Annotated in this window: 17 protein-coding genes, 2 tRNA genes, 1 pseudogene and 3 riboswitches; of the genes and pseudogenes, 15 read left to right on the top strand and 5 right to left on the bottom strand. The window is 59.7% G+C overall.

All coding sequences use genetic code 11. The features are described 5' to 3' along the window. Positions 1–108: 108 nt before the first annotated feature. Positions 109–179, bottom strand: a riboswitch (purine riboswitch). A gap of 226 nt (positions 180–405) precedes the next feature. After that, positions 406–2,166: an adenine deaminase gene (gene ade / locus TAMC210_RS06465; RefSeq protein ID WP_373996443.1), complete on the top strand. Its 1,761-nt coding sequence runs from the start codon at positions 406–408 to the stop codon at positions 2,164–2,166. 114 nt (positions 2,167–2,280) lie between these two features. On the opposite strand, the gene TAMC210_RS06460 is transcribed toward ade, so the two are convergent. After that, entirely contained in the window at positions 2,281–3,354 is a 1,074-nt protein-coding gene (locus tag TAMC210_RS06460; protein ID WP_173297954.1) for a L,D-transpeptidase family protein, read from the bottom strand. Between the two features lie 126 nt (positions 3,355–3,480). Between TAMC210_RS06460 and TAMC210_RS06455 the strand changes: the two genes are divergently transcribed. Then, entirely contained in the window at positions 3,481–3,912 is a 432-nt protein-coding gene (locus TAMC210_RS06455) for a DMT family transporter (RefSeq protein ID WP_173297953.1), read from the top strand. A 292-nt stretch (positions 3,913–4,204) separates the two neighbouring features. Here TAMC210_RS06455 and TAMC210_RS06450 read toward each other — a convergent pair whose 3' ends face one another. After that, complete coding sequence (locus tag TAMC210_RS06450; RefSeq protein WP_254388540.1) at positions 4,205–4,600, bottom strand: sigma-70 family RNA polymerase sigma factor; 396 nt, start codon at positions 4,598–4,600, stop codon at positions 4,205–4,207. A gap of 138 nt (positions 4,601–4,738) precedes the next feature. After that, complete coding sequence (locus tag TAMC210_RS06445) at positions 4,739–5,002, bottom strand: helix-turn-helix domain-containing protein (RefSeq protein WP_173297952.1); 264 nt, start codon at positions 5,000–5,002, stop codon at positions 4,739–4,741. Between the two features lie 68 nt (positions 5,003–5,070). Continuing rightward, positions 5,071–5,160: riboswitch (cyclic di-GMP riboswitch) on the bottom strand. Between the two features lie 297 nt (positions 5,161–5,457). Here TAMC210_RS06445 and TAMC210_RS06440 point away from each other — a divergent pair. The 7 genes and pseudogenes from TAMC210_RS06440 to TAMC210_RS13925 all read left to right on the top strand — a co-directional run. Then, a complete protein-coding gene (locus TAMC210_RS06440) occupies positions 5,458–5,742 on the top strand; it encodes a hypothetical protein (protein WP_173297951.1) in 285 nt (94 codons plus the stop codon). A gap of 146 nt (positions 5,743–5,888) precedes the next feature. After that, positions 5,889–6,046: riboswitch (molybdenum cofactor riboswitch) on the top strand. A gap of 68 nt (positions 6,047–6,114) precedes the next feature. After that, a complete protein-coding gene (gene modA / locus TAMC210_RS06435) occupies positions 6,115–6,999 on the top strand; it encodes a molybdate ABC transporter substrate-binding protein (protein ID WP_217267292.1) in 885 nt (294 codons plus the stop codon). An 18-nt stretch (positions 7,000–7,017) separates the two neighbouring features. Next, positions 7,018–7,809 carry an ABC transporter permease gene (locus tag TAMC210_RS06430; RefSeq protein ID WP_254388568.1) on the top strand — a complete coding sequence of 264 codons (792 nt, stop codon included), beginning with the start codon at positions 7,018–7,020 and terminating at the stop codon, positions 7,807–7,809. Continuing rightward, positions 7,809–8,951 carry an ABC transporter ATP-binding protein gene (locus TAMC210_RS06425; RefSeq protein WP_173297949.1) on the top strand — a complete coding sequence of 381 codons (1,143 nt, stop codon included), beginning with the start codon at positions 7,809–7,811 and terminating at the stop codon, positions 8,949–8,951. The genes TAMC210_RS06430 and TAMC210_RS06425 overlap by 1 nt, the downstream gene beginning before the upstream one ends. A 200-nt stretch (positions 8,952–9,151) precedes the next feature. Continuing rightward, positions 9,152–9,228: transfer RNA gene (locus tag TAMC210_RS06420), tRNA-Met, on the top strand. Between the two features lie 14 nt (positions 9,229–9,242). Continuing rightward, positions 9,243–9,317, top strand: a tRNA-Glu gene (locus TAMC210_RS06415). 165 nt (positions 9,318–9,482) lie between these two features. Next, a pseudogene (locus TAMC210_RS13925) lies at positions 9,483–9,668 on the top strand (hypothetical protein); the annotation flags it as partial. A 173-nt stretch (positions 9,669–9,841) separates the two neighbouring features. Here the strand turns inward: TAMC210_RS13925 and TAMC210_RS06400 are convergent. Together TAMC210_RS06400 and TAMC210_RS06395 are read right to left on the bottom strand one after the other, a co-directional pair. After that, positions 9,842–10,312 carry a DUF4231 domain-containing protein gene (locus TAMC210_RS06400; RefSeq protein WP_173297948.1) on the bottom strand — a complete coding sequence of 157 codons (471 nt, stop codon included), beginning with the start codon at positions 10,310–10,312 and terminating at the stop codon, positions 9,842–9,844. Positions 10,313–10,346: 34 nt separating this feature from the next. Then, positions 10,347–10,523: a hypothetical protein gene (locus TAMC210_RS06395; protein WP_173297947.1), complete on the bottom strand. Its 177-nt coding sequence runs from the start codon at positions 10,521–10,523 to the stop codon at positions 10,347–10,349. A 773-nt stretch (positions 10,524–11,296) separates the two neighbouring features. Between TAMC210_RS06395 and TAMC210_RS06390 the strand changes: the two genes are divergently transcribed. The 6 genes from TAMC210_RS06390 (at position 11,297) to TAMC210_RS06365 (ending at position 23,012) form a co-directional block, all read left to right on the top strand. After that, a complete protein-coding gene (locus TAMC210_RS06390; RefSeq protein ID WP_173297946.1) occupies positions 11,297–13,333 on the top strand; it encodes a SpoIIE family protein phosphatase in 2,037 nt (678 codons plus the stop codon). A gap of 96 nt (positions 13,334–13,429) precedes the next feature. Next, entirely contained in the window at positions 13,430–14,815 is a 1,386-nt protein-coding gene (tilS, locus tag TAMC210_RS06385) for a tRNA lysidine(34) synthetase TilS (RefSeq protein WP_173297945.1), read from the top strand. A gap of 356 nt (positions 14,816–15,171) precedes the next feature. Beyond that, positions 15,172–17,130, top strand: coding sequence for an ATP-dependent zinc metalloprotease FtsH (ftsH, locus tag TAMC210_RS06380; RefSeq protein WP_173297944.1), 1,959 nt, complete (start codon positions 15,172–15,174; stop codon positions 17,128–17,130). Next, positions 17,124–17,543 (top strand): nucleoside-diphosphate kinase, encoded by a 420-nt coding sequence (gene ndk, locus TAMC210_RS06375; protein ID WP_173297943.1) that lies wholly within the window; start codon positions 17,124–17,126, stop codon positions 17,541–17,543. Before ftsH ends, ndk begins: the two co-directional genes overlap by 7 nt. A 605-nt stretch (positions 17,544–18,148) precedes the next feature. Beyond that, entirely contained in the window at positions 18,149–20,500 is a 2,352-nt protein-coding gene (locus tag TAMC210_RS06370; RefSeq protein ID WP_173297942.1) for a DMSO/selenate family reductase complex A subunit, read from the top strand. Positions 20,501–20,618: 118 nt separating this feature from the next. Beyond that, on the top strand, positions 20,619–23,012 hold the full coding sequence (locus tag TAMC210_RS06365) for a DMSO/selenate family reductase complex A subunit (RefSeq protein WP_173297941.1): 2,394 nt from the start codon (positions 20,619–20,621) through the stop codon (positions 23,010–23,012). Positions 23,013–23,027: the final 15 nt, after the last annotated feature.

Raw genomic sequence — 23,027 nt, 5'->3', positions numbered from 1 at the left:
GTGCGATTTCGGGCTGCAAACTTTATCGACCAGCTCCCGTCTAACCTATCACCCCCTTCGGTACGGCCTCAAAAATTAACCCGGCTCACCGGCGGACCCTCAGGGCCGCCTTCGTAGCCGGGCAATTTACGGTTGCCTGGTAGAAACCCCCAGACCCTATTACTGGGGATATACGAAGACAGGCGCACTCGGCAAATATGAGATTACACCTTATATTATTTATATTTATTTGCTGTTTTTAGAGAAATTCCTGCCGGGGAATTAAAACAAAATTAAATTTGCGCAGCGGCCTACAATCACATTGACACTGCTTGGGCCTGTACATTAAGCTTAAATTAATAGGACACAATAGTACCAAAATTGCCCCGGAAGGAGATGGATACGGTGTCTAGCCCCCTTTCGGCCATGACCCAGGAACTGGTGGCTACGGCCACCGGCCGGATACCTGCCGATGTAGTCATCCGCGGCGGGAAAGTCATCAACGTATTCACGCGGGAGATACTGTCGTGGGATATCGCCGTCAAGAACGGGCGCATCGCTACGGTAGGGGATGTGGACCACTGCATCGGGCCCCAGACCCGGGTAGTGGACGCCACGGGTTTTTATCTGGCACCGGGCTTTCTGGACGGCCACCTGCACGTGGAGAGCAGCATGGTAAGCGTAACCCAGTTTGCCCGGGCGGTCCTTCCCCGGGGCACTACCGCTATTTTTATGGATCCCCACGAAATCGCCAATGTCCTGGGCCTGGAGGGTGTAAGACTGATGGTGGAAGAAGGCCGGAATCTCCCCTTGAGGGTTTATGCCACCATGCCCTCCTGCGTGCCGGCCGCGCCCGGCCTGGAGGATGCGGGGGCCGCCTTTGGCCCCGAAGAGGTGGCCCAGGCCATGCAGTGGGAAAACATAGTGGGGCTGGGAGAGATGATGAATTTCCCCGGCGTGCTTAACGGAGACGAGAAGGTACACGGGGAAATCAGGGCCACCCTGGAGGCGGGCAAGCCGGTTACCGGCCACTATGCCCTCCTGGAGACCGAAAAGGGATTGCCCGCCTATGCGGCGGCCGGTATATGCTGCTGCCATGAGTCTACCAGGGCTATCGATGCCCTGGCCCGCCTCCGGCTGGGCATGTACGCCATGATGCGGGAGGGTTCGGCCGCCAGGGATGTGCGGGAGACCGTTAAGAGCCTGACGGAGAACTGCGTAGACCCCCGGCGAGCGGTCCTGGTAACCGACGATACCCATCCTGAAACCCTCCTTTCCCAGGGCCACATGGACCATGTTCTCCGCCGAGCCATCAGCGAGGGTCTCAATCCCCTGGTGGCCATCCAGGCCGTAACCCTCAATACCGCCGAGTGTTTCGGGCTGGCCCAAGACCTGGGCAGTATCGCTCCGGGGAGATGGGCGGACATCGTCTTCCTTTCCGACCTGGCGGCCGTTAAGGTAGAAAAGGTCATGGTTGCGGGCCGGGAAGTGGCGGAGGGGGGCCGGCTTTTAGTCGAACTCCCGGAGCCTACTTACCCGGACGAGGTCAGGAATTCGGTACACCTGAAGGAAGCCCTGACGGCGGACCACTTTACCATCCCCGCTCCTCCCGGCAGGAGTTCGGTACGGGTCCGCATAATCCAGGTACTGGAGGGAAGCATCCTCACCAGGCACGTTATCGAAGAGTTAGAGGTAGAGGACGGGCAGGTGAAGGCCTCTCCGGAGCGCGACATTGCCAAAGTGGCGGTGGTGGAACGCCACCGCGGCACGGGAACCAGGGGCCTCGCCCTGGTAAAGGGTTTTGGCTTTAAGGCAGGGGCCCTGGCCTCGACGGTAGCCCATGACAGCCACAACCTGATTATCGTGGGCACCGACGAGGCCGATATGGCCCTGGCAGGCAACACCCTGGCCCGGTGCGGTGGCGGTATGGCCGTAGTAAGGGACGGCCGGATTCTGGCGCTGCTTCCCTTACCCATTGCGGGGCTCATGTCCGACCAGCCGGTAGAGACGGTCGCCGGACAGGTGGAGGAAGTGCTTAAAGCCTCGCGGGAACTGGGGTGTCAGATGACCTCTCCCTTTATGACCATGGCCTTTGTGGCCCTGCCGGTCATCCCGGAGCTGCGCCTCACCAACCGCGGACTCGTCGACGTTCTGCGCTTTGAGTTGGTGCCGGTAATAGCGGAATAGGGCGCTGTTAGCTTCTTCTATTGGGGTCCTGGAGCTTGGGCGCGCCCGGCCGCAGGGGCGGGCGCGCCGAGAACTGGGCCTGGTTGCTCCGGACCGAGGCCCCCAGGATCGGGGTCAGGGCGAGGCAACGGCTTCCGGGGCTACCTCAAACCCCAGAGCCTGCAGGGTCTGGCGGTCGGCTATGCCGGTGGGTTTTATACCCTCCATTATTTGAAAGGCCTTTACGGCCAGGACGGTCATGGGGCCGTAGTCGCCGTCCGTCGGACCGAAGAGGTAAAACCCCTTTTCCCGCAGCCTGGCCTGTAAAGTCACCACTTCTGGCGATATGGTTCCCGGTTTTAAGGGCCCCGTGGGCGGTACCAGGGGGCCCTTTACTATGACCGGGGTTCCTACGGATATCCAGGGGAAGATTTCTTCTACATGTTCGTTTAGCATGCGGAAGCAGCCGGCGGAAGCGGGCCAGCCTACGGACCAGGGGCGATTAGTACCGTGGATGCCGTAGTTCCCCCACGGCACGTTAAGGCCCATCCAGCGGGTGCCGAAGGGACCCCCGCTCTCGTAAGACTTATCCACAATCTTCCACTCCCCCACCGGCGAGGGCGAAGTATACTTGCCTATGGCCACGGGATACTGGCGGAATACCCGGCCGTCTACCAGGAGATAAAGGTACAATTGGTCGGTGTCCACCAGGATCTGGATCTTGCTGCCCGGCGGGGGGCCTTCCCCGGCTTCCCGGGCTACAGGTTGGACCCTGTTACTTAAGGCCTGGTAAGTTGCAGTGTCCACCTCTCCGGAAGGGAGGAGGCCGTGGGCCCGCTGGAGATTGATCACCGCCCGCTGGGTGATACGGTCGTAGACGCCGGTGGGCGGTCCAAAGTAAAAGCCCATCCGGGACAGTACATACTGGAGTTCGGCTACATCCTGCCCCTTAAGGGGCGGGTCGGTCAACATGAGGGTGCGGTTTTCGCCTTCACAGCCGCACGGGGAATGGGCCTGTACAGCCCCGGGGTAAGAAAGGGTAAGGGCTAAGAGAAGAGCGGTGAAAAGGGGTAAGACCTGCACCTTGCTTCTCCTTCCCATGGGATTATGCCACTCGTAACTTACTCCTGCCTGCTGGGGGCTTTGGCCCCAAGGTCCTGACTCATATTTTTCCCGCAGATAGCCCTTTTCCATGTATATGGTCCGCAACTTGCCCTTCCCGTAAAAGGCCGCCTGCCCTGGTGGCCCATGGCGCAAGGTTGACGCCGGGCGGGGTATACTAAGAAAGGGTTATATAGCCTCAAAGCCGATTCTTTGTGGCAAAGGAGCAATAACATGTTCCTCGCCCTGATCATTGCCCTCGTGGCCGGGGTGGCCATGGCCGTTCAAGGTTCCCTAAATGCAGCCCTGGCCAAAATTACCGGCCTCCTCCAGGCCACCCTCGTGGTCCACCTTACGGCTACCATAGCGACTGCCCTTTTACTTCTTTGGCCCCTTAGCCCCGGCAGTTTAGGTAAAATTACCCAGACCCCCTGGTATTTGCTCCTCGGGGGTCTTATCGGGGTGCTCATCACCTACGGCGTAATGGCCAGCATATCCCGGGCCGGAGCGGCCCTGGCCACCACCGCCATCATTGTGGGACAGGTAACCATGGCCCTGATCATCGACCACCTGGGGCTCTTCGGCCTCAACAAAATCCCCTTTACCTGGTGGAAGGCCCTGGGCCTGGTTCTATTGGCGGCCGGAGCGCGCCTGATGTTGAATTAGGCCGAGCAGAGAGCTGGTTTACAACGGCCGTGGCCGTATGGCGCCTTGAGCGACAACTTCCGGCTAGCTTAGCCTATCCGGAATGCCTTTGGCCAACGCCGTAGCGCGCCGCATGATTGGAGGGCTACAGGAGAACAAAATGTATAAAAATGCGTGAAGAATTAGCCAGGAGACAAAAATATGAGAATAGTTGCATAGGATATGGAGAAATATACAGAGCCATTATGGTGTGCCTGCATTTATCTGGGGGGCTACGACCCTGTAACCTTTGGCTCTCGAAGAGCTGCGTGTCTCAAGTGCCTACTGGCTGGTCGGGTCCGTCGGGGACCAAATGCTTCCTAAGCCTGTTCAAGGCGCGTACTTTAATCCGGTGCACTGCCGGTTGGGAAATCCCTAGTTTTTTGGCCACTTCATATTCCGTGGCTCCGTTTAAGACGGTAGCGATAATAACTCTCTGCTGTTGGGGTGTAAGCACCGAAAGGGCTTCTTCGAGGAACAGAGTGTCCTCTACTTCGGCCAGGGTGTCGGCAGGAGAAGCAAGGGCGTCAACCATTTCCCTTTCCTCTTCTTCGGATTCTTGATTCACAGGTTTATTAAGGATTAGCAGCTCGTGCTTTCTTAAGTATTTCTGCTTTCTTGCCAGCCTGGTGGCCTCGTGGCATAGACCGGTTAAGAGCCAGGCTGCCACTTGAGCATCTTCAAAGTCGAGTTTGGCCGGATTCAGGCTTAGGGGGACATAGTTCTGCGCCTCCTTTTAACCTACATATCTCGTTACAATAATTAAAGAGAAGGAGAAGAGGCTGTTAATACCCCCCATACCCAACTGTCAAGATGATTTTCCGCGATTATTCTTTTCTGAAAAGTATTGCTCTAGTTCGCTCCTTCCCCACGGGGTTTTGGGCTTGTATCGGCGAACGGCGTCTACTATCCAGGCTACCAAGTCAGAGCGTGCTTCCTCATAATCATAACCTAGGCGGCGGCTGTATTTCTTAATTACCGGGCTAAAGCGCTGAATCAGCTCGGCGAGGGCTTCTTGGTCACCAGCTTGGGCCTTCATAATTAACTCCCGTAGTTTAACCTTTCTCGACATGAAGTTTTGCCCTCCCCAGAAGACAAAAAAGTCTGCCCCAAAGATGAGGGCAGGTTTAATGGGCTTCAAGTGGCAGCCAGGCTGTCATAGTACCAGTTGGTACTTTAGACCCTATGGCTTTGCGTCCTCACCTTTCGGTAAGTTTGCCTTTGGCACTCGAACTATTAGGTTGTGGGGAGCAAATATATCCTTCTTCTGTAGTTACGCATCCATTATATACTAGAAGTCAGGATATGGCAATTGGTTACTGATCTGGAATAATAAGCATACTGGTGCGTCGATCAATTGGGGACAGGCTGGCGTCCCGGTTTCGGGTTTGGAAGGAAGGGCCTCCGGACGACTGGGTTATTAAAAGGGGCAGTTCTTCCCTCTTTAGGGAGTAGAAGGTACCGAGCCTTAGGAATTTCACTCGAGAGCCCGAGGCCGGCTCAGTTTACATGGAAGGGGGGAAAGCCATGGAGGGCTTATTTACCTACGCCGATCTCGCTACCTTATCCGGAGCCGCTATGGCTACTTTATTGGTGGTGGAGTTTCTCAAGAATATTGGAAGGTTAAAGGGATGGTCGATGCGCGGCCTAATTCTAACCGTCGCCTTAACACTTATTATAATAACGAACCTGGCTACAGGTAATTTCTCGTTCAGAGATATCCCGCTATATTTGTTAAACGGCCTGTTAGTCGCCGTTTCCGCCACCGGAAGCCGACAGATGTTCGGTTCGAAAATAGGCACCCGGACATGAAGCCCGTGTCCCGTGTCAAGAGCCGGCAAAAACGCGGGTACCCGGGTATGCGACCTGCAAATACGAGTTTAGGGGCGCACCACCGGGCATCCTTGACGGGCTGGATACGATAGGGTATGATAAGAACGTGGAAGTAGCCGACAAAATTTGATATCTTTCTCCGAGCCGGTTGAGCCTAAGGACGAGCCCTTAAGCAAGGGTCAGATCTATGGCCAGCCGGCCTGGGCTAAAATATAGCCCACGGGGTATGCCGGGAAACGGGCATGCCTCCCCTTGCTCGGAAAGGAGAAAGGTTTGGACCACGCGGAACAGACCCCGGCATCCTTTGCGAGCCGGGGTTATCTTTTAGGAAGATTGAGGGGGAGGATAACCTTGAGCGGCAGGCGGCACTTCTTATGGATGCTGGCGGCGGTGGTAATGGCCATGGCAATGGCGAGCGCCCTGCTGGGCGGCTGCGCCGGCCGCCCGGAAAGGGGAGGGGAAGGGGTGGCTACCGCCCGGGAGATCAGGGTGTTTGCCGGGTCGGCCAGCAAGCCTCCCCTGGAAGAGATCGCGGCCAGGTTCGAAGCCAGGACGGGCACCAGGGTGACTCTCACCTTCGGCGGGTCGGGCGCGGTCCTGAGCCAGATGAAATTGAGCAAGCAGGGGGATATTTACCTGCCGGGTTCCTCGGATTTCATGGAGCTGGCCAAAAAGGAAGGGGTAGTGCTGCCGGAAACCGAGAGGATCGTGGTCTACCTGGTCCCCGCTATCAACGTTCCTAAAGGCAATCCCCAAGGCATTCAGGGCCTAGAAGATCTGGCCAAACCCGGCGTAAAGGTAGGTATGGCCCGGCCGGACACGGTCTGTGTGGGCCTTTACGGAGCGGAGATTTTGGAAAAGGCCGGCTTGGATTCCGAAGTGAAGGAAAACATCGTTACTTATGTGGAAAGCTGCGAAAAGGTGGCCAACCTGGTGGCCCTGGGACAGGTGGACGCCGTGCTGGGCTGGGAAGTATTTGCTTCCTGGAATCCGGATAAAATCGAAACCATCTACCTGCCCCCGGAGAAGGTGTCCAGGATCGGCTACATCCCGGTGGCCGTTTCCAGCTATTCCACCCAGAGGGATTTGGCCCAGCAGTTCATCGATTATCTTACTTCTGAAGAAGGCAAGGCTGTCTTTAAAAAATGGGGCTACCTGACCACCGAGGAGGAAGCCCGCCGGCTGGCTCCCCAGGCCCCCGTGGGCGGGGAGTACCGCCTCCAAAACCCCTGGTAAAGGGGCAAGGGAACCGTGATGAAGAAAAAGGATGCTTTCAACCTGGCCACTACAGGCCTTTTGGGAATCGTCCTGGCCTACTTCTTACTCTTGTTTTTGGCCCAGATACCGTATGTTAGGCCTGATATTCTACTGGAGAGCTTGCAGGACAAGGAGATACAGTTCGCCCTCGGCCTCTCCCTTAAAACATCCCTGGTGTCCGCCTCCCTGGCCGTAATCCTGGGCACGCCCGTGGCCTATCTGTTATCCCGCCGTCCTTTCCGGGGGAAAATCCTGGTGGACACCGTACTGGACCTGCCGACGGGAGTTTCCCCCATCGCCCTGGGCGCCCTCCTGTTGATTTTTTTCAACCAACCCGTCGGCCTGTGGATCCAGCAGCACCTAATCCCCGTCGTTTTCACCCCGGCGGGTATCATCGTGGCCCAGACGACCATAACCCTGGCCCTGGCCATACGGTTGATCAAAGCCGTCTTCGATTCCATCGATACCCATTATGAGCTGACGGCCCGCCTTCTGGGCGAAAGCAGCGGGGGAGCCTTTTGGCGGGTTACCCTGCCCATGGCCCGGCAGGGGATTCTCTCCGCCTTTATCCTGTCCTGGGCCCGGGCTCTGGGAGAATTCGGGGCTACCGTCACCCTGGCCGGGGCCACCAAATTCAAAACCGAAACCCTGCCCATCGCCATCTACCTGAACCTGGCCAGCGCCAATATAGAAAAGGCCGTGGTCCTGATATGGATCCTGTTGTTGGTTTCCTTTCTGGTGTTACTTTCGCTGCGCTATCTCGATAATGAGAGGAGAGCGGCCTTTTAATGCTGTACCTGTCCGGTGTGGAAGTGCAAGTCCCGGGGTTCCGGCTGCAAGATATATCCTTTAGAGTGGAGCGGGGCCGGTGCCTGGTCATCGTAGGCCCTTCGGGTTCGGGTAAAACCCTGCTCTTGGACACCATCTGCGGGGTCCACGCCGTAAAAAAGGGTTCCATTATCCTGGAGGATCGCGATATAACCCGGGCCCGGCCGGAGGAAAGGAAAATTGGCTATCTGCCGCAGAATTTGGCCCTGTTTCCCCATTTGTCGGTCATGGATAACATCCTCTTCGGTGCCAGGGCCCGGAAAATGCCCCTCGACCGGGCCCGGGACAGGGCCCGGAAGCTGGCCGGGCTCCTCCAGATCGAACACTTGCTCGAAAGGAAATCCCCCCTTCATTTGAGCGGCGGGGAGAAGCAGCGGGTGGCCCTCGCCCGGGCCCTGCTGGTGGAACCCTCGGTTATCCTGCTGGACGAGCCCTTTTCCGCCCTGGACAGCTTTATACGGCGCAAGCTAGTCCTTTATCTTAGAGAAGTATTCAACAAGCTGGGGACCACCGTCATTCACGTTACCCACGACCTCCAAGAGGCCTTCCTGCTGGCCGATCACCTGGGCGTCATGCTGGGGGGGAAGCTTCACCAGGTCGGGACGCCGGAAGAAGTGTACTACCGGCCGGCCACTCTGGGAGTGGCGCGGCTGTTTGCCGGGCGCAACGTATTTAGGGGCCTCATAACGGATATCGAGCCCGGTGTGTCCCTGGTGGCCCGCACCCCCCGCGGTTTTGTGTGTGAACTGCCCTGGAGGGAGGGGCTGGGAGCAGGACAGCAGGTGGTCTTCGGCCTGAGCCCCCGGGAAGTGGTCATCATCCGGGAGGGGAAGCCCCTGCGGCCCAAGGTGCAGGCCAATGTCTTTCCGGCCCGGATATCCAGCCTTTTTGACGGTTACGGCAGTTACCTGGTGTTCCTCACCCTGGACGGTTCGGGAGAAACTGTGGAACTGGAGATACCCAGCTATGTCTTCCGCGATATGGGGCTGGCGGCCGGGGCGGAGGTACAGGTTTCCCTCAAGAAGGATTCCCTGTGGGTCCTGCCGGATGAGCCGGACGGCGGCGGGTCTTGGGAGGAGGAGCCGGCGCCCGGAGGCTCCTAGCCGCCCCGCGTGGCCGGGTTCGCGTATCGTGCGTGGACGGTGTAAGTGAAGGCGTGCTACAAGGGGGCCCGAGGGCGCCGGGGCGCTCCAGGTCTAAAGAGGCCTTTACAGGCGCCCGGCCCCTTTGGATTGGGGGCCTTGGCCGTGGTTTTGGACCCTTGACAACGGGGCCGGTTTTAGGCATAATAATAAGCGCGGGTGGCGGTGTAGCTCAGCTGGTCAGAGCAAGCGGTTCATACCCGCTGTGTCGTAGGTTCGAGTCCTACCACCGCTACCATTTTTATGGCTTATGGCCCGTTAGTCAAGGGGTTAAGACACCGGTCTTTCAAGCCGGGATCGGGGGTTCGAATCCCCCACGGGTCACCAAACCTCAAGAAACCTGGTTTTTCAACGCCTGAAGCCTGCTTGGCGAATCCGGTGACGCCAAGCAGGCTTATTTTATGGCTAAAATCGGCTATTTACGTCTGTATCCAATAGCTATGGGCGACGGCCTCCCGTTCTGTGTTATACTATAAGTTAAGGAGGATAACCATGAACAAGCGCAAGTTCCGCAAGAAACCGGTTGTCGTCGAAGCCTACCAAACTGACAGAAAGATAGTCGTCCAGGCTACGGAGGGCCCACTTCTGGCTTCTCCGGGCGACTGGATCATAACGGGCGTAGACGGCAAGCAGTACCCATGCAAGCCTGATATATTTGAGAAGACTTACGAACCAGTTAACGGCACGGGCCAATACCGTAGGAAGCCTGTGATAATAGAAGCATTTCAAACGCCTAAGGAGTTAGTTATTATCACTTTGGAAGGCCCTCTCCGGGCTGAGCCCGGAGACTGGATCATTACCGGGGTCACCGGTGAACAGTACCCATGCAAACCGTCCATTTTTGAGAAAATTTACGAGCCGGTGGATGAAGACCTATCCAGCACCGCCCTTTGGGGCACCGAAACCTTTTGACGGTGTACCTGCGCCCATGCGATGTTCTCGCGGGCCATGATGCTCTCGACCCTATCAACTAGCAAGGAGAACGGGTTCTCTGTCTCGGTGTATATGCCGCTTCTGGTTAAGTACAGGTGCTTTTCACGCTTGAGAGCCTCGCACACAGAACGGTACTCTATCCAGTTTTCATGGAAGTTATAGAGGCCGTGCACCGCCGAGATAACCGCCACGGCGGAGCCAGCCGTCGCTATCGCCACTTTTATGAACCAATGATAGGTAACGAAAGCAACCAATACCGGCACAGATGCTGCTAAGACGAACTCGGCCGTCTTAAGCCGCTTGTACCATTTTTGGTTCCACATGCTTTTCTTGTCGTACCACTCTATTTGGTCGTCCAGACGTTTAGCGATGTATTCTTCTTCCGTCACGCTAAACACCCCCAAGGAGGGGTTTTGAAAAACCCTAAAGATAGGAGGCATTCCCTATACAGTCAGGTTTACTCCGCTCCTCGACGTCCAGCACCGCAGTTTTGCCGAGCATCGCCCCTTCGCCCAGGAGATAGTCTTGGCCGAAGGGCAGCCCCCGGAATAGGCCGGGGAAAGCCTTCTGCAAGATATCAAGATATGTTAAGGTGATCATTAACCTAGCCAGTTGGGACTAGAGCATTTTTCCATATCATATTGCCCAGTGGGGCACTACTAATTCCTAATCTTATCTGCAGCTTCTTTTTGTTGAAGTCCAGCAGCTTCTCTAGCATTTCTCGGTCTATCGCCTATGATTTCTCGATACATCTTTTATCACCCCCACTTGTAAAGTTGCTCTCCTCTCAATATTATTAGATTTACAATTGCCTGTAAAGTAAATTGAAAAACTGCAATCCAACGAGCTAAATTAACTAAGCGTCTTTGACCTGTTGGATGGGGCAACTCCAGTTGGTGGGCATATACGGTGACCTTCTGCCATGGCATCCTTGCCCATGGGCCGGTCTTGGACATCCTATCCTCGCCGCCTCCGTTTTCGGCCGAAGCTCAAGGTCGGCCAGCCGCGAAGGCTCGCTCCCTTTGAAGTCCCCCCAGGACCCTCCTCGCAAAAAGTGGGATGCGCCAGGGCCGGGTATGAGCCCGGATTTTTTATTGCCTTTTATCCCCGCCGGGGAAACTGGGCTCCGTGCTCTTAATTTGCCGTGACCGGCCGAAAAAGGGGAGGATTGTCGGACGCGGGCTCCTGTACGGGAGGGGATCCCTTTTCCTTCGGGCCCAGTTTAAGTCGGCGGCCCTCTCGCGGAGGGGGTGTGCCTTCCCCGCCCCCTTTCGTGTCGAAATGTTGTTCCTCCTCCTTCCCTCGAGGCGACAAGAATTGCCCCCCTGCCTGGGATATAATTTTTACCAGAAATGTAAGGGGTGGTGTATCTATTGGCCGAGAGTTCGCAGCGCTTGTCGAGGGTTGCGGTGGGCGGGTGGCTGGGCAGCCTGGGCCTTTTGGGGGCCACTTTCCTCCTAACCCGCGCCACCCTGCTGGGGGAGCTTATGCCCTTCGGTCCGGGAATCCTCATCGCCCTGGCGGGGCGCCGGCCCCGCCTCCTGTGGCCGGCGGTGCTAACGGCCGGGGCGGGCCTGTACGGCGTGGCAGCGGGTATAGAGGCCTACCTCCGCCTAGCCGTCTTTGTCGCCCTGGGGATCGCCCTTTCCCTGCCCCAGGCCCGCCGCCTGGAAAGGGGGATAGCCGTAGCGGCCCTGGGTACGGCCGTGATCATTTTAATCCGCGGCCTTGGACAGGCTTTCCTGGGCCCCTCCTTTTACGGCTGGGTCCTGCTCCTCTTTGAGGCGGTCCTGGCCGGCGGCCTGGCCCTGGCGTGGCTGGAGGCGGGGGTGAGCCGGCACCGGGAAGAGAGGCTTTTGGGCCTCGGCCTCTTTGCGCTGGGCCTCCTTTTAGGCCTGGAGGGGTGGCAGGTGGCCGGTATGTCCCTCCAGAGCCTAGTGGGGAGGCTGTTTATTCTGGCGGCCGCTATAGTGGGAGGTGCGGGGTCCGGGGCGGCCATGGGTGCCGTTCTCGGGTTCCTTCCCAGCCTTACCAGCCTGACGGCTCCGGCCCTGGCCGGCCTCCTGGCCCTCGTAGGGTTGACGGCCGGGGCCTTTCACAGCCTGGGCAAGCTCGGCGTGGTGGGGGGCTTTATGCTAGCCCACCTGCTCCTTTCGAGTTACTTCCTGGGAGCCCAGGGGGCCAACTTGGCCTTGAAAGAGAGCGCCGTGGTGGCGCTGGTGGTTCTCCTGTGGCCGACCAAATGGATCAAGCCCGCAACCTCTTTTTTCAATAAAGAAGGGCCAGAATCCGCCGCGAGCCCTCCAGTAGCTCGGGCACAGAGGCTGGCCGCCGCCCTTAAATTCCTCGGGGAAAGCCTGGAAAATGCCGTTGAGGCCGGCACCGGCAGTGCGGGAGCCGCCGTGCGTCAGGTGGCCCGGCTGGTATGCGAAGGGTGCCCGGCCAACAAAGTTTGTTGGGAACTGGATGGGGACAAGCTTACGTCTGCCCTCAAGGACCTGCTGGTGAGGAAGGGAACGGCGGGTCTGGTGGCGGCCGATCTTCCCGGCTGGCTGCAGGGCCGCTGCGGCAGGGCCCGGGAGCTCCTGGCGGCCCTGGAAGCCCAGGCCCGGAAGTTCACGCCGGAACAGGCCGCCCAGGGCCTGGCTCCCCTGCTGGCCCGCCAATTTAGAGCTCTGGGAAGCCTCCTGGAGGATAGCCTCCGGGAGACTGCGGCGGCGGGCGAGGCTGCCGCAAAGGAGCCCTTCCTCAGGGTAGAGGTGGGCTACACCTCGTGCGCCCGCCAGCAGGACTTAACCTGCGGGGATTCCTTCCTGGCCGCCCCCTTGGAAGAGGGCCGGTATCTCCTGGTCTTGAGCGACGGCATGGGTGCGGGCCGGGAGGCCCGGAGGACCAGCCACACCGCTGTGGAGCTGGTGAAGGAACTGCTGGCCGCCGGCTTCTCCCGGGAGCTGGCCCTGCGCCTTGTCAATATGGTTCTCCTCCTGCGGTCCCCCCGGGAAAGCTTTGCCACCCTGGACATGGCGGTCCTGGACCTTAACCAGGGCCAGGCCGAATTTACGAAGCTGGGGGCCTGCTCCGGTTTTCTGGTCAGGGGACAGCGGGTCCTGACTATTAAGCCCCAGTCCCTCCCCGTGGGCATCCTGGAGGACATTCCCCTCGAGGTGAGCCGGGAAGAAATACAGCCCGGGGATGTACTGGTCATGGTTAGCGACGGCGTGCTGGAAGCCCACCGCGACCCGGCGGAAAAGGATCGCTGGGTGGCAGCAGCCCTGAAAAGGGCAACGGAGTCCGAGCCCCAGAGGCTGGCCGAGCGCCTTCTAAACCAGGCCGTGGCCCTGGCCGGGGGCAGCCCGGCGGACGATATGCTGGTGGCCGTAGCCCGCCTTGAGCAGGTCGGCCGGACGTAAGTAGGAGGACGGGTAAAATGGCTTCCCCAAAGCAGGAAAACGGCCTCCCGTGGCGAAATACAAAATAAAAATAGATAATCTTGGAAAGAACCGGGAATGGAGTCGTTTTTGGCCAAGGTCCGCCGGACCATAAGCCGCTACGGCCTGCTGAACAGGGGAGACAAAGTCGTAGTAGGGGTTTCGGGTGGCCCGGACTCCCTGGCCCTCCTGTACTGCCTGCTGGAGCTCCGGGATGAGTTCGGCGTCAGCCTGCACGTAGCCCATCTTAACCACCTTTTACGGGGTGAAGCGGCCGCCCGGGAGGCGGCTTTTGTTTCCCGCCTGGCGGAGGACCTGGGGCTCCCCGCCACGGTGGAGGCCCGTGATGTGAGGGCCTACCGGAAGGAATGCCGCCTTTCCGTGGAAGAGGCGGCCCGGGAGGTCCGCTACGCCTTTTTGCGGGAGGTGGCTGCCAGGGTCGGGGCCCGGAAAATCGCCGTAGGCCACCAGGCCGACGACCAGGCGGAGACGGTGCTGCTCAATCTCCTGCGGGGCAGCGGCCTGGCGGGGCTCAAGGCCATGGTACCCTGCCGGGAAGGCATTATCCGGCCTTTGCTCTTCGTGAGCCGGGCGGAAATCGAGGCCTACTGCCGGGAAAAGGGCCTGCAGCCCTGCTGCGACTGGACCAATTGGGACACGGCCTACCGCCGGAATAAAATACGCCACGAGCTCCTGCCCCTTCTGGCCCGCCAGTACAATCCGGCCGTTGTACCTGCCCTGGCACGGACGGCAGCCCTTTTAGCGGAAGAAAATGAACTTTTGGAGGACCTGGCCCGGCAGGGGCTGGCGCGGGTAGTGCTGGAAAGGGGACCCGCCTCCCTCCTGCTGGACCGGGAGGCCTTTTTGGGCCTGGCGCCCGCCCTCCAGCGCCGCGCCTTAAGGGCGGCGGCTGTGGAGGTGGGCGGCGGGGCGGAGTTTGAACACGTGGAGGCCCTGCGGGAGATCATACGGGCGGGCACCGGAGCCTTAACCTTGCCTAAGGGCGTGCAGGTCCGGGTTGAGGGGGGACGGATCCGTTTCGGCCGGCCCGGCCGCGGAGCCGGGGAAGCTCCGGTTTTCAGTTATCCCCTGCGGGTTCCCGGCGTCACTTCCCTGCCCGAGATCGGACGGGCTATAAGGGCCGAGGTGCTTCCGCCGCCGGAGCGGGTGGTGGCCCCCCCTCATGAAGCTTGGCTGGATTGGGAAAGGATCGCGGGCCCCCTCGTGGTCCGCAATTGGCGTCCGGGGGACCGGTTCTCCCCCCTGGGTATGAAGGGAAGCAAGAAACTGCAGGACCTTTTTGTGGATGCGGGGGTTCCGGCCGCCGAGAGGCGACGGTTGCCGGTGGTTGCTGCAGGAAAAAATATTATATGGGTGGCCGGGGTGCGCATCGCCGAGAACTATAAGATAACCCCGGCCACTAAGGAAGCCCTGCACCTGGTGCTGGAAGGCGAGGAGGGGTAAGGGCCGGTAGCAGCTCCGGGTTATTCTCCTTTTTCCGGGACAGGCCCGGCCTGGAGGAGTGGGCCGCGGCAGGTGATAGACTTCACGAGGAGCGTGGAGAGGCGGCCGCGGAGCCCCCAGGTCGGCCGACGCCTACCGGGAAGGGCCGGCTTTGAGGGTTGTTAGTTCCCGCCGGAGGCCTGAAAGCGCCGGCCGGTTCGGCTCCCGCCGGCCATGAGTGCCAGCGGGGATCTAACTACACCGGGCCGAAAAGTAGGGATGGTCCGGACCCTGGTGAAATTGCAATCATATTTCCCTTGTGCTAAAATATATACCTAAAATTGAATGCAGGGGCAGGGCGAGAGGAGGGCTAACTTTTGAACCGTATTTTTAAGAACCTGGCCGTATACCTGTTAATAGTTCTGCTAGCTGTTTCTATTTTAAGAATATCATCACCGGTAGAAAGAACGGTGCAAGAGCTGGATTTTACGCGCTTTTACCAGCTGGTGGAGCAGGGCCAGGTTCAGGAAGTAACCATTACACCGGAGAGGGATATATATAAGATAGCGGGGACGCTGAAGGACGGCACCAAGTTTAGCGTGAATGCCCTGCCTTCCCAGAACTTGATCGACCTTCTGGCCAGCAAAAACGTGCCCACCAAGATGCTGCCCGCCCCCGAGGCGCCCTGGTGGACCAACCTTCTGGGCACCTTCTTACCCATCCTTTTACTGGTAGGCCTTGTCCTATTCATGATGCAGCAGACCCAGGGCGGGGGCTCCCGGGTGATGCAGTTCGGCCGGAGCAGGGCCCGCTTGCACACTCCGGATGAGAAGCGCAAGGTCACCTTTGCCGATGTGGCCGGGGCCGACGAGGTAAAGGAAGAGCTGGAGGAAATAGTGGAGTTCCTCAAGAACCCCCGCAAATTTAACGAACTGGGAGCGCGGATCCCCAAGGGGGTTCTCCTCTACGGTCCCCCCGGCACAGGCAAAACTCTGCTGGCCCGCGCGGTGGCCGGGGAGGCGGGAGTGCCCTTTTTTAGCATCAGCGGCTCCGACTTTGTGGAAATGTTTGTGGGTGTGGGGGCCTCCCGGGTCAGGGACCTCTTCGACCAGGCCAAGAAAAACGCCCCCTGTATAGTGTTCATCGACGAGATCGACGCCGTGGGCCGGCAGCGGGGGGCCGGGCTGGGAGGCGGCCACGACGAGCGGGAGCAGACATTAAACCAGCTCCTGGTGGAGATGGACGGTTTCAGCCCCAATGAAGGAATTATCATCATTGCGGCTACCAACCGGCCGGACATCCTGGATCCCGCCCTCTTGCGGCCGGGACGCTTCGACCGCCAGATTGTGGTCGACGTGCCGGACATCAACGGCCGGAAGGAGATCCTTAAAGTCCACGTCCGGGGCAAGCCCCTGGACGCCAATGTGGATCTGGACGTGCTGGCCCGGCGCACCCCCGGCTTTACGGGAGCCGACCTGGCCAATATGGTGAACGAGGCTGCTTTGCTGGCCGCGCGGCGGGGCAAAAAGAAGATCTCCATGCAGGAGATGGAAGAGGCCATTGAGCGGGTGATTGCCGGCCCGGAAAAGAAATCAAGGGTGATCAGCGAATTCGAAAAGCGGCTGGTGGCCTACCACGAGGCAGGCCATGCCCTGCTGGGGCACTACCTGCCCCATACGGATCCCCTCCATAAAGTTTCCATTATCCCCCGGGGCCGGGCCGGAGGATATACCCTGCTGTTGCCCAAGGAAGACCGGCGCTATATGACCAAGTCCCAGATCCTCGACCAGGTCACCATGCTCTTGGGCGGCCGGGTGGCCGAAGAGCTGGTGCTGAACGAGGTGAGCACCGGGGCCCAGAACGATCTAGAACGGGCCACCGAACTGGTGCGGAAAATGATCACCGAATTCGGCATGTCCGAGGAGCTGGGGCCCCTCACCTTCGGCCGCAAGCAGGAGACGGTCTTCTTGGGACGGGATATTGCCCGCGACCGCAATTACAGCGAAGCCGTAGCCTTCTCCATCGACAAGGAAGCCCGGCGCATTATTGATGAGTGCTACAACCGGGCGGAGCAGATCCTGAAGGACCACATGGAAGAGCTGCACCTGGTGGCCAAGGCCCTGATGGAGAAGGAAACCCTGGAGGCCGAGGAATTCACGGCCATCCTCGAGGAATACAACCGCAGCCGCGAAGCCGGCCCGGAAGAGGGCCGGGTCCCGACTGCGGCGGCGCCGGTGCTCAATATCAATATTAAACCCACCGATCCGGACCACAACGCCAAAGATCTACTGCTCAAGCTTACGTACCAGCTATTCTGCTTGAAAGGGGTATGGTAGTGGAACGCACCTTCAGCATGATCAAGCCCGAGGGGGTAGCCCGCGGGCTGGTGGGAGAAATTATAAGCCGCATCGAGGGCAAAGGTTACCGCATTGTGGCCTTGAAGATGCTGCGCCTTTCGCGGGAGATGGCCGAAAAGCATTACGCCGAGCACCGGGATAAGCCCTTTTTCGGGGAGCTCATCGAGCATATAACTGCCGGCCCGGTGGTGGCCATGGTGCTGGAAGGCCCCAATGTAATTGCCGGTTGGCGCAAGATGATGGGTGCCACCAACCCCCAGGAGGCCGCCCCCGGGACCATACGGGGAGACTACGCCCTGGAGACAGGGCAAAACGTAGTCCACGGCTCCGATTCGCCGGCCAACGCCGAAAGGGAAATCGCCCTCTTCTTCCGGCCGGAGGAACTGGTTTAAGGCCCCGAGCCTTCGGCGAAGAGTTAAGTAGGGAACGTTAAGAAGGGTTAAAGGCTAAAGGGAACGGGAGGCCGCTTCCATGGGTCGGGAAGCGGCCTCCCGGTTTTTTTAGGCTTCGCCCGTTAGATTGGCCTGCCTTCTTCTCCATCCCCAAGGTTCCATCCATCCTCTTTCCCGGGTTATATCCCCGCCCCCATGCAGGGAGGTCCTGTCCGGACTTGAAAGCCCGGGACCAATCCCTGGCGGGCCCGGGCTTTGGCAGCCTCTGTCCCCTCCACCGTAAATTTCGCAAGAGAACGGCCGTCCGCCCGGCCCCGGCACCTCCCTCACGAGAAATTACCTCACCGGACCCCGGAACCCTCAGGACCCGGAAGCCAATGGGCGGGTGCGCGGACCCCGCTCCCCTTCCCGTCCTCGTGGTACCTTTCCCGCGCTCCGGCCGATCTTCCTGCCGCTTTCTCTTGGACCCACGAATCCCCGCTTTACCGGAGGCCATTTGTATTTTTGTACAACAAAAGGGGGCCTAGATTTAATCGCTTGTTCAAAGGAGGAATAAAGCCGGGAAACGAATCAATAAGGACCAAGACCGAAGGACGGTAGGAGAGATGAAGCTTTCCCGCCGGAGCTTTCTTAAAGCCGGGATTGTTCTCGGGGGAACAAGTGCTCTGGCCGCGGGGTCCTGGTCCGGTTGGGGGCTTAAGGGAGCCGCTCCTGCCGGGGCCGAGGAAGAAGTAAAGATCGTCCCCACGGCCTGCAATCACAACTGCGGCGGGCGGTGTGTATTGAAGGCCCACGTGCGCAACGGCGTTATAACCCGCATCACCACCGACGACGAGCCCGACACGCCGGAGACTCCCCAGCTGCGGGCCTGCCTGCGCGGCCGGGCCTACCGCAACCGCCTCTATCACCCGGACCGGCTGAAATTCCCTTTAAAGAGGACCGGGGAGCGGGGCGAGGGGAAGTTCGAGCGCATCACCTGGGACGAGGCCATCGACAGCATTGCGCGGGAGCTAAGGCGTATTAAAGAGACCTACGGGCCGGAGGCCATCTACGTCAATTACGCCACCGGTAACGCCGGGGTCCTTTCGGGCGGCAACCTCATCCGCCGGCTGTTGAGCCTTTACGGCGGATACCTGAACTACTACAACAACTACAGCAATCCCTGCGTTACCTGGGCCCTAAATTACACCTTCGGCGACCAGAACGCGGCTAACAGCCGGGAGGACCTCGTCAACTCCAAGCTCATTATCCTGTGGGGCTTCAACCCGGCCGAGACCATCCACGGCACCAACACCATATATTACCTGCGCCGGGCCAAGGAAGCCGGGGCCCGCATTATAGTTGTCGATCCCCGGTACTCCGACACGGTTATTGCCCTGGCCGACCAGTGGATCCCCATCCGGCCTACCACGGACAATGCCCTTATGGATGCCATGGCCTACGTTATGATCACTGAAGGCCTCCACGACCAGGCCTTCCTCGACAAGTACTGCCTGGGTTTTGACGATGAACACCTGCCGGAGGGTGTGCCGCCCGGCAACTCCTACAAGTCCTACGTCCTGGGCCTGGGTGAGGACAAAACCCCCAAGACGCCGGAGTGGGCCGAGAGGATCACCGGCGTTCCCAAGGAAACCATCATCCAGCTGGCGCGGGAATACGCTACTGTAAAGCCGGCGGCCTTAATCTGCGGGTTCGGCGTCCAGCGCCATGCCTACGGCGAGCAGCCGCCCCGGGGGGCTGCGGTCCTGGCGGCCATGACGGGCAACATAGGCCGCAGCGGAGGGTTTGCCGGCGCCATGGGCTATCCCGGATACGGCCGGGGTCCCAAGATAGGCAGCGTCGGCCTCAAGAATCCAGTGCAAGCCTCCATCCCCTGCTTCCTGTGGACGGAAGCCGCGGTGAGGGGGGTGGAAATGGGCCCGGCCGACGGGGTCCAGGGGGTAGACCGTCTGCCCACCAACATTAAGCTTATTTTCAACCTGGCGGGCAACGCCCTCATCAACCAGCACGCCGATGTCAACCGCACGGCCGAAATCCTGCGGGACGAGAAGAAAGTAGAATTTATCGTGGTGAGCGAGCAGTTTATGACTCCCAGCGCCCGCTTCGCCGACATCCTGCTGCCGGTCAACACCTGGATGGAGCGGAACGATATCTGCACTCCCTGGGGCTGGGGCGACTACGTGCTGTTCATGAACAAGGCCATCGACAGCATGTACGAGTGCAAGAGCGAGTACGAGTGGATTAGCATGCTGGCCGAGCGCCTGGGGTTAGGGCAGGAGTTTACCGAGGGCCGGAGCGAGGAAGATTGGCTGCGGTATGTGGTGGAGGAGACCCGCAAGAACCACCCCGACTTTCCGTCCTTTGAAGAATTCAGGAAGCGGGGTGTCTATAAGTTCTCCTATCCCGAGAATTTCATCGCCTTCAAGGAACAGATCGAGGACCCGGAGAACAACCCCTTCCCCACGCCTTCGGGCAAGATCGAGATCTTCTCCCCCCGGCTGTGGGAGATGAACAATCCCCGGGAGATACCTGCGGTGCCCAAATACATCCCCGCCTGGGAGGGGCCGGAGGATTCCCTGCGGGAGAAATACCCCCTCCAGTGCATCGGCTGGCATTACCGCCGCCGCACCCACTCCACCTTTGATAACGTGCCCTGGATGGAAGAAGTGGCTCCCCAGGTTATGTGGATGAACCCCCAAGATGCTGCTCCCCGGGGCATTAAGGACGGCGACCGGGTTAAGGTGTTCAACGACCGCGGTGCCCTCATGATCAACGTTAAGGTCACCCCCCGCATTATGCCCGGAGTGGTGGCCATACCCCAGGGAGCCTGGTGGACGCCCGGGCCCGACGGGGTGGACCAGCGGGGCTGCATAAACGTGCTGACCAGCTCCCGGCCCACACCCCTGGCCAAGGCCAATCCCCAGCATACCAACCTTGTGGAAGTGGCGAAGGTATAGCTCCGCCGGGTTGAAGGCCAGCCCGGCTGGAGCCCCGGCGGAGGGAAAGGGGTGTCACCCGGAGAACGTGGAGTAGGTTAAGGGGATATACCACCAAAGGAGCGGGAGGTGTCAGTTTTTGGAGAATGTGAAGCACCTGTGGCAAAAACCCTTACCCCGCCGCAAGTTCCTGGGCCTGAGCGCCGCGGCGGCGGGCGGGGCGGCCCTTTTGGGGAGGCTAACGCCCCTGACCGGGGTCCCGAGGGCCGAAGCCGCCGACCAGAGCGAGGAAAAGATCATTCCCACCAGCTGCGTCCACAACTGCGGCGGCCGTTGCTACCTCCGGGCCCACGTAAGGGATAACGTAGTGGTGCGCTTCAGCTCCGACCAGGAAGGCCCCGACAGCCCCGAGCTGCCCCAGGCCAGGGCCTGCCTGCGAGGCCGCGCCCAGCGCCAGCGCCTATACCACCCCGACCGCCTGAAGTATCCCATGAAACGGGTGGGCAAGCGGGGAGAGGGCAAGTTCGAGCGCATATCCTGGGAGGAAGCCTTGGACACCATCGCCCGGGAATTGACGAGGATACGGGACACTTACGGCAACGAGGCCATTTATTTGAATTACGCCACCGGTATCTACGGCCAGATCAGCCAGGCGTGGATAACCCCGGCCTTTGGCGGGGCCCTGAAACGCTTTTTCAATATGTTCGGCGGCTTCCTGGAATATTACAACACCTACAGCACAGCCTGCTACAGCTTTACCGCCCCCTACACCTACGGCTCGGTGGAAGGGGTAAGCCCGGACAACCTGCTGTACTCCAAACTCATCGTTCTCTTCGCCGACAACACCGCTGAAACGCGGCTCGGCGGGGCCAACTACCATTACTACCTGCGCCAGGCCAAGGAAAAAGGGGCCCGGATAATCGTAGTGGATCCCCGGTACACGGACACGGCGGCCAATGTGGCCGACGAGTGGATCCCCATACGGCCTACTACCGATAACGCCTTGCTCGCGGCCCTGGCCTATGTGATCATCATGGAAAACCTCCACGATCAGGCCTTCCTGGACAAATACTGCCTGGGCTTTGACGAAGAGCACATGCCCCCCGGCGTGCCGCCCGGTAACTCCTATAAGAGCTACGTGCTGGGCCTGGGCGAAGATAAGACTCCCAAGACGCCGGAGTGGGCCGAGGCCATCACGGGCGTTCCGCGGGACACCATCATCAAACTGGCCCGGCAGATCGCCACCATTAAGCCCTGCTGCCTGATCCAGGGCTGGGGCTGGCAGCGCCATGCCTACGGCGAGCAGCCGGTTAGGGGCCTGCCGGTCCTGGCGGCCATGACGGGCAACATCGGCATCAAGGGCGGCGGTCCCGGCCTCTACTACAGCGGGCAGGGGGTTTCCGTGGCCTGGATGCCGGCGGGAGAAAATCCCGTCAAGGCGGCCATCCCGTGTTTCATGTGGACGGAGGCCATAGAGCGGGGTCATGAGCTCACGGCGGCCGACGGGGTTCGGGGGGTGGACAGATTACCCACCGACATCAAGGTGGTCTGGAATTATGCCAGCAATACCCTGATAAACCAGCACGCTGACGTAAACCGTACGGCCCAGATCCTCGTCGATGAAACCAAATGCGAGCTGATAGTGGTACACGACGTCTTCCTTACCCCGAGCGCTCGGTTCGCCGACATCCTGCTGCCCGATGTCACCCATTTTGAAAGGGAAGACATCGTTACCTTCGGCTCCGGCATAGGTTATGCCATTTACTACCAGAAGGTAGTAGATCCGCCCCATGAGTGCCGCAGCGTTTACTGGGTGTGCAGCGAACTGGCTAAGAGGCTGGGCTTCGGCGACCGGTACACCGAAGGCAAGACCGAGGAAGACTGGCTGCGCTACATCGTAGAGGAGACCCGGAAGGCGAACCCCGACTTTCCCACCTTCGAGGAGTTCCGCCGGCGGGGCATCTACAAAGTGGTGCCCAAAGAGCCCATCATCCCCTACAAAAAGCAGATCGAAGATCCGGTCAACAACCCCTTCAAGACGCCGTCGGGCAAGATTGAGATTTTTTCGCCTCGCCTATGGGCTATGAACAAACCGAAGGAAATACCGGCCATACCCAAGTATGTTCCCGCCTGGGAGGGGCCGGAGGATCCCCTGCGGGAAAAGTACCCCCTCCAGTGCATAGGCCCCCATTACAAGCGGCGGGTCCATTCCACCTTTGATAACGTGCCCTGGATGGAGGAAGCGGCCCGGCAGGAGCTCTGGATCAATCCCGAAGATGCCGCCAAGCGGGGCATCAAGAACGGGGACCGGGTCAAGGTGTTCAACGACCGCGGGGCTACCATCACCTACGCCAAGGTCACACCCCGCATCATGCCGGGCGTGGTGGCCCTGCCCCAGGGAGCCTGGTGGACGCCGGGGCCCGATGGAGTGGATACCAGGGGCTGCATTAACGTGCTGACCAAGTATCATCCCACGCCCCTGGCCCGCGGGAATCCCCAGCACACCAATCTGGTGGAAGTCGTTAAGCTATAAGCGGAGGAGGAGAGA

It is taken from the genome of Thermanaeromonas sp. C210 (genome assembly GCF_013167955.1).
Classification (GTDB): Bacteria; Bacillota; DSM-521; order Neomoorellales; family Neomoorellaceae; genus UBA12545.
Note: the sequence above shows the minus strand (reverse complement) of the source record. Positions and strands in the feature narration are given on the sequence as shown.

Bases quoted from the DNA above. Each gene is read 5' to 3' on its own strand.
- TAMC210_RS06370 (WP_173297942.1), top strand. From the start codon at position 18,149: ATGAAGCTTTCCCGCCGGAGCTTTCTTAAAGCCGGGATTGTTCTCGGG.
- TAMC210_RS06445 (WP_173297952.1), bottom strand. From the start codon at position 5,002: ATGTCGAGAAAGGTTAAACTACGGGAGTTAATTATGAAGGCCCAAGCT.
- TAMC210_RS06425 (WP_173297949.1), top strand. From the start codon at position 7,809: ATGCTGTACCTGTCCGGTGTGGAAGTGCAAGTCCCGGGGTTCCGGCTG.
- ndk (WP_173297943.1), top strand. From the start codon at position 17,124: ATGGTAGTGGAACGCACCTTCAGCATGATCAAGCCCGAGGGGGTAGCC.
- TAMC210_RS06395 (WP_173297947.1), bottom strand. From the start codon at position 10,523: ATGATCACCTTAACATATCTTGATATCTTGCAGAAGGCTTTCCCCGGC.
- TAMC210_RS06455 (WP_173297953.1), top strand. From the start codon at position 3,481: ATGTTCCTCGCCCTGATCATTGCCCTCGTGGCCGGGGTGGCCATGGCC.
- ade (WP_373996443.1), top strand. From the start codon at position 406: ATGACCCAGGAACTGGTGGCTACGGCCACCGGCCGGATACCTGCCGAT.
- TAMC210_RS06430 (WP_254388568.1), top strand. From the start codon at position 7,018: ATGAAGAAAAAGGATGCTTTCAACCTGGCCACTACAGGCCTTTTGGGA.
- TAMC210_RS06440 (WP_173297951.1), top strand. From the start codon at position 5,458: ATGGAGGGCTTATTTACCTACGCCGATCTCGCTACCTTATCCGGAGCC.
- tilS (WP_173297945.1), top strand. From the start codon at position 13,430: ATGGAGTCGTTTTTGGCCAAGGTCCGCCGGACCATAAGCCGCTACGGC.